This window comes from Nocardioides guangzhouensis, from assembly GCF_004519545.1.
In the GTDB taxonomy this organism is placed as follows: Bacteria; Actinomycetota; Actinomycetes; order Propionibacteriales; family Nocardioidaceae; genus Nocardioides; species Nocardioides guangzhouensis.
Genome location: NZ_SDKM01000083.1, coordinates 1 through 5,799, shown reverse-complemented (window position 1 = coordinate 5,799; position 5,799 = coordinate 1). Strand labels below are relative to the sequence as shown.

The 5,799-nt window shown below is 73.0% G+C and carries 5 protein-coding genes; 4 read left to right on the top strand and 1 reads right to left on the bottom strand.

Annotation, left to right across the window (positions count from 1 at the left end; translation table 11 throughout):
* A partial coding sequence (locus EKO23_RS24225) for an IS110 family RNA-guided transposase (RefSeq protein WP_246051294.1) occupies positions 1-1,103 on the top strand: 1,103 nt, incomplete at its 5' end.
* A 349-nt stretch (positions 1,104-1,452) separates the two neighbouring features.
* On the opposite strand, the gene EKO23_RS24220 is transcribed toward EKO23_RS24225, so the two are convergent.
* Entirely contained in the window at positions 1,453-1,770 is a 318-nt protein-coding gene (locus tag EKO23_RS24220) for a PepSY domain-containing protein (protein WP_134721070.1), read from the bottom strand.
* Positions 1,771-1,911: 141 nt separating this feature from the next.
* Here EKO23_RS24220 and EKO23_RS24215 point away from each other — a divergent pair, with 141 nt between their 5' ends.
* The 3 genes from EKO23_RS24215 to EKO23_RS24205 are packed head-to-tail and all read left to right on the top strand — an operon-like array spanning position 1,912 to position 5,768.
* A complete protein-coding gene (locus tag EKO23_RS24215; protein ID WP_134721068.1) occupies positions 1,912-2,589 on the top strand; it encodes a response regulator transcription factor in 678 nt (225 codons plus the stop codon).
* Between the two features lies 1 nt (position 2,590).
* Positions 2,591-3,943, top strand: coding sequence for a sensor histidine kinase (locus EKO23_RS24210; protein ID WP_134721066.1), 1,353 nt, complete (start codon positions 2,591-2,593; stop codon positions 3,941-3,943).
* Positions 3,944-3,980: 37 nt separating this feature from the next.
* The gene (locus EKO23_RS24205) at positions 3,981-5,768 is read left to right on the top strand and encodes a glycoside hydrolase family 15 protein (RefSeq protein ID WP_134721064.1); all 1,788 of its coding nucleotides are present in this window, start codon (positions 3,981-3,983) and stop codon (positions 5,766-5,768) included.
* Positions 5,769-5,799 lie beyond the last annotated feature (31 nt).

The following is a 5,799-nucleotide window of genomic DNA, read 5'->3' as shown; positions in this document are numbered from 1 at the left end:
TGTTTACCGAGCGTACGAGTGTGGGGCTCGATGTGCACGCACGGGCTGTCGTTGCTGCGGCGGTCGATGGCGTCACCGGCGAGTTGTTCCAGTCCCGGCTGACCCCGTCCTATGACCACATCGGCTCCTGGCTGGCGGGTCTTCCCGGGCCGGTCGCGGTGGCCTACGAGGCCGGCCCGACCGGCTTCGGGCTCTATCGTCACCTGTCCGCCGCGGGGATCCGGTGTGAGGTGGTGGCACCGTCGAAGTTGCAGAAACCGGCCGGTGATCGGGTCAAGACCGACGCCAAGGACGCGCTGCACCTGGCCCGGCTGCTGCGGCTGGACGAGATCACGGCGGTCGCGATCCCCAGCATCGACCAGGAGGCCGCTCGTGACCTGGTTCGGGCCCGTGAGGACGCTCGTGGTGACCTGATGCGGGCCCGGCACCGGTTGTCCAAGTTGTTGCTGCGCTACGGGATCGTCTACTACGGCGGGAAGGCCTGGACCGCGAAGCACGACGCCTGGCTGCGCCACGACGCCCTGGACCAGCTGGCCGTGGCTGGTGGACGATCGATCCGGCTGACCTTCGACAACGACTACGACGCACTGCTGACCACGCTGGCCCGCCGGGACCGGCTCGACGCCCAGATCGAGCAGATGGCCGCCGAGTCCGAGTTCACCCCGCTCGTGCACCGGTTGGGGTGCCTGCGCGGCATCGGCACCCTGACCGCGGTCGCACTCGCGGTCGAGGTCGGCGACTGGCACCGGTTCACCGGCCGCTCGATCGGCTCGTTCGTGGGTCTGGTCCCCACCGAGCACTCCTCAGGCCAGACCCGGGCCCAGGGATCGATCACCAAGACCGGCAACGGCCACGCCCGCCGACTGCTGGTCGAGGCCGCCTGGCACCACCGCTCGCCGTACCGGCCGTCCAGGGCCATGCACCAACGGTGGGCCCTGGCCCCCGCCGCCGCACGGGTCCGTGGCGATGAAGGCAACCGGCGGCTCCATCAACGGTGGGTGAAGTTCATCGACCGCAAGAAGCGACACCAGGTCGCCACCACCGCGATCGCCCGCGAGCTGGCCGGCTGGTGCTGGTCACTGGCCATCCTCGACGACATGTAGCCCCCCTCGACCACCAGCAGCTTCGCCGGAACCGGCTCGGTGGCAGCGCGTGGAGCGACCCGCGAGTGCCCTATGAGCAGCCCTGCGTCCCCTAGCAACGCATGGGGGCAACGCATGGGCCACGCTCGCTGCTAGACAAGCGGACACGCTCCAGCCGAACCGCCCGTCCTGCGGTAACCAACCCGCGAATATCAGACTGACCGCGCGTCCCAACGACACGCTCACCCAGACCGACCCGACGAAGCACGAGGCGCCCGCCACGGACGATCACCGCGACGGGCGCCTCACCCTGCCCCTTGACAAGACCGGCGTACATATCAGGGCACCGCCCCGGCCCGGGGTGCGTTGCTCAGCCGCCGTCCTCGTGGTCGCCCTCGATCACGACGACGCCGTAGTGCTCGTCGAGGCGTACGTCGACGGTGCTGCCGTCGGGCTTCGTGACCTCGACCTCCCAGGTCGCGCCGTCCTCGGAGTCCCGCTCGACACTGTTGGCGTGGCCGCCACCGGTGGCCTCGAGCGCCGCCTCCGTGGCGTCGTCGGCCTGCTTCTGCGTGTAGCTGTTGCTGCCGTCCTCGCCCGGCTCCCCGCCGGCGATGGCAACGCCGCCGCCGACCACGGCGGCTGCGAGGCCGATGCCCGTGGCGATGACCAGAACCCGCTTCCTCATGGTGGCCCGCTCCTTCCGTCGTCTGGTGCTGCCATCGTGCCCGACCGGTGCTGAAGCCGCCCTGAACGCCGGTCTCCCCCGCGCCCGGCCGCTCAGCCGGGGTTCAGCGCCGGTTCAGCGGAGCACTGCCAGCATGGAGGCATGCGGATCCTGGTGGTGGAGGACGACAAGCACGTCGCCCGCGCCGTACGCCGTGGGCTCGAGGCCGAGGGGTACGCCGTCGACGTCGCGCTCGACGGCGCCGAGGGCCACTGGCTGGCCACCGAGAACGACTACGACGCCCTGGTGCTCGACGTGATGCTCCCCGAGCTCACGGGTGACCGCCTCTGTGCCCGACTGCGCGAGGCCGGCGACTGGACCCCGATCCTCATGCTGACCGCGCGGTCCCTGCCCGAGGAGGAGGCCCGGGCCCTCGACGCCGGCGCCGACGACTTCCTCGCCAAGCCGTTCTCCTACCTGGTGCTGGTGGCCCGGCTGCGGGCGCTGCTGCGCCGCGGCGGCCACGAGCGCCCGACCGTCCTGTCCGTGGGCGACCTGAGGCTCGACCCGGCCGGTCACCGGGTGTGGCGCGGCGAGCAGCAGGTCGAGCTGACGCCGCGCCAGTTCTCGCTGCTGGAGTTCCTGATGCGTCGCCCGGGCGAGGTCGCGTCGAAGGCCGAGATCCTCGAGCACGTGTGGGACTTCGCGTTCGAGGGCGACCCCAACATCGTCGAGGTGTACGTGCGCCAGCTCCGGCAGCGGATCGACCTGCCGTTCGACCGGCACGCCCTGCAGACCGTGCGGCTGGTGGGCTACCGGCTGGACCCGGACGGCGGCTGACGTGCGCACCCTTCGGGCCCGCACCACCGGCCTGGTCGTCCTGGTCACGGGCCTCACCCTGGCGGCCGGGGCGCTGCTGCTGGTGCTCGCCCTGCAGAGCCGGCTGACCGCGAGCAACGACCGGGTCGACCGAACCCACCTCCGCGAGCTGGCCGCTGCGGCGTCGGCCGGCCGGCTGCCCGACCCGATCACCGACGTCGGCCCCGAGGGCGTGGCCCAGGTGGTGGCGGCCGACGGCACGGTGCTGGCTGCCTCCGCGAACGTCACGAACGCCGGCCCGATCGCCGACGCCCGCCCCGGTGCCGAACCCGAGGTCCACTCCGTGGTCGCCCCGGACGACGACGAGACCGAGCGCTACCGGCTCTGGGCGACCACATCCGACGGGCCGGACGGCCGACCGGTCACCGTCTACGTCGGCACCAGCGAGGAGGCGGTGACCGAGGCCGGCCGGACGGTTGCCGCGGCCCTGCTGGTCGGGGTCCCGGTGGCCACGGCCCTGCTGGGCGTGGCCACCTGGCTGATCCTCGGCCGGGCGCTGCGGCGGATCGACGCGATCCGGGACGAGGTCGACTCGATCACCGGCTCCGAGCTGCACCGTCGGGTGCCCGAGTCGGGTGTGGACGACGAGGTCGGCCGCCTGGCCACCACGATGAACCGGATGCTGGGCCGGCTCGAGGAGGCCGACACCCGGCAGCGCGCGTTCGTCGCGGACGCCTCGCACGACCTGCAGAGCCCGCTCGCGGCCCAGCGGGCCGAGCTCGAAGTGGTGCTGGCGGACCCCGCCGGCCCCGGCACCGCGGGGCTGGCGCGGGACCTCCTCGCCGGCACCGCACAGATGGAGCGCCTCGTCCAGGACCTGCTCTACCTCGCGGCCGACGACGACGGCGCTCCCCCGCCGCCGCTGCTGCCGCTCGACCTCGACGACCTGGTGCTCGAGGAGGTGGCCCGGCTTCGTCCGGCGACCGGCGTACGCCTCGACACCACGCGGGTCTCGGCCGCACCGGTGCGCGGCGACCGGGCCGAGTTGCGCCGGCTGGTGCGCAACCTCCTCGAGAACGGTGCCCGGCACGCCGCCACCACCGTCACCGTCCACACGCGCGTCGAGGGCGACCAGGTGCTGCTCGACGTCCGGGACGACGGTTCCGGCGTCGACCCGGCGGACGCCGACCGGGTCTTCGACCGGTTCCACCGCGGGGACCCCGCCCGGGCCCGCTCCGCCCGCGACGGGGCCGGCGGGACCGGGCTCGGCCTGGCGATCGCCCGCACCGTGGCCCGCCGGCACGGCGGCGACCTGGTCCTGCTGCCGGACGGTCCGGGGGCGCACTTCGCGCTCCACCTGCCGGTCTGCGGTTGACCACCGCGGCGAGCGCGGCTTGGCTACCGTGACCATCATGGCGCAACCGATCGAGGACTACGCGCTCCTGGGCGACCGGCACACGGCGGCCCTCGTCGGCCGCAACGGGTCGGTCGACTGGCTGTGCTTCCCCCGTTTCGACTCCCCCGCCTGCTTCGCGGCGCTCCTCGGCACCGAGGAGCACGGGCACTGGCAGATCTGCCCCACCGGCGACTACGAGGTGACCCGGTCGTACGTCGGCCACTCGGCCGTCCTGGAGACCACCTTCACCACCGCCACCGGGGTCGTGACGCTGCTCGACGTGATGCCCGTGCAGGACGGCCGGTCCGACCTGCTGCGGCGTATCGAGTGCGTCGAGGGCGAGGTGGAGATGCTGCACCACTGGGTCGTGCGGGCCGACTACGGCGAGGTCCGGCCGTGGGTGCGCCGCCAGCACGTGGCCGGCGAGGAGGTGATCGTGGCGACCGCCGGGCCGGACCGGCTGGTGCTGCGTGGCCCGAGGCTGCCGCGAGCGACCGACCATCGGCACGGGGACGCCTTCACCGTGCGCACCGGTGACCGCATGGAGTTCTCGATGACCTGGCTGCCGTCGTACCGCGAGGTCCCGCCGGCGCTCAGCCACGGCGACCGGGTCGGCGAGACCATCGAGCTGGCCCAGGAGTGGGCGGCCACGTGCCGGACCGACCTTCCGCGCTCCGACGTGGTGCTGCGCTCGCTGGTGACGCTGCGGCTGCTCACGCACGAGCAGACCGGCGGGATCGTGGCCGCGCCGACGACGTCGCTGCCCGAGGACTTCGGCGGCGAACGGAACTGGGACTACCGCTTCTGCTGGCTCCGCGACGCCGCGCTGACGCTCGAGTCCCTCGTGGCCGCCGGCTACATCGAGGAGGCCGTGCTGTGGCGCGACTGGCTGCTGCGCGCGGTGGCCGGTGACCCCGAGGACCTCCAGGTGATGTACACCGTGGACGGCGCCCGGCGCCTCCCCGAGCGCACCCTCGACCACCTCCCCGGGTACGCCGGGTCCCGGCCGGTGCGGATCGGCAACGCCGCCGTCGACCAGCGCCAGATGGACGTGCTCGGCGAGGTCGTCGTGGCCCTGACCGCGGCCCGGGCCGCCGGCATGGAGATCGACGCCGACGCCGCGCGGCTGCAGCGCACCCTGCTGGACGACCTGGCCAAGACCTGGCAGCAGCCCGACAACGGTCTCTGGGAGATCCGCGGCCCGCAGCGGCACTTCACGCACTCCCGGGTCATGGTGTGGGCGGCGTTCGACCGGGGCGTGCGTGCCGTCGAGGAGCACGGCATCGGCGAGCTTGCGCACGTCCGTCCGTCCCTGGACCGGTGGCGGGACGTCCGCGACGCCGTGCGCGAGGAGATCTTCGAGCACGGCTACGACCCGCAGCGCAACACCTTCGTCCAGCACTACGACACCACCGAGGTGGACGCGTCCCTGCTGGTGCTGCCGCTGGTCGGCTTCGTGGACGGCGACGACCCGCGCATGCTAGGCACGATCGCGGCGATCGAGGAGGACCTCATGCGCGACGGCCTCCTGCTGCGCTACCGGACTCAGTCCGGGGTCGACGGCCTGTCGGGCGACGAGCACCCGTTCCTCGCCTGCTCGTTCTGGCTGGTCAGCGCGTACGCCGCCGCCGGCCGCCGCGACGACGCCACCGCGCTGTTCGACCGGCTGATCGGCCTGGTCAACGACGTCGGCCTGCTCGCCGAGGAGTACGACCCCGCCCGGCGCCGCTTCGTCGGCAACTTCCCCCAGGCGTTCAGCCACCTCGCTCTGGTGCAGGCGGCGTTCGCGCTGGCGCGGGCCTGAGCAGGATTCCCCGGTCGACCGGGGAATCCTG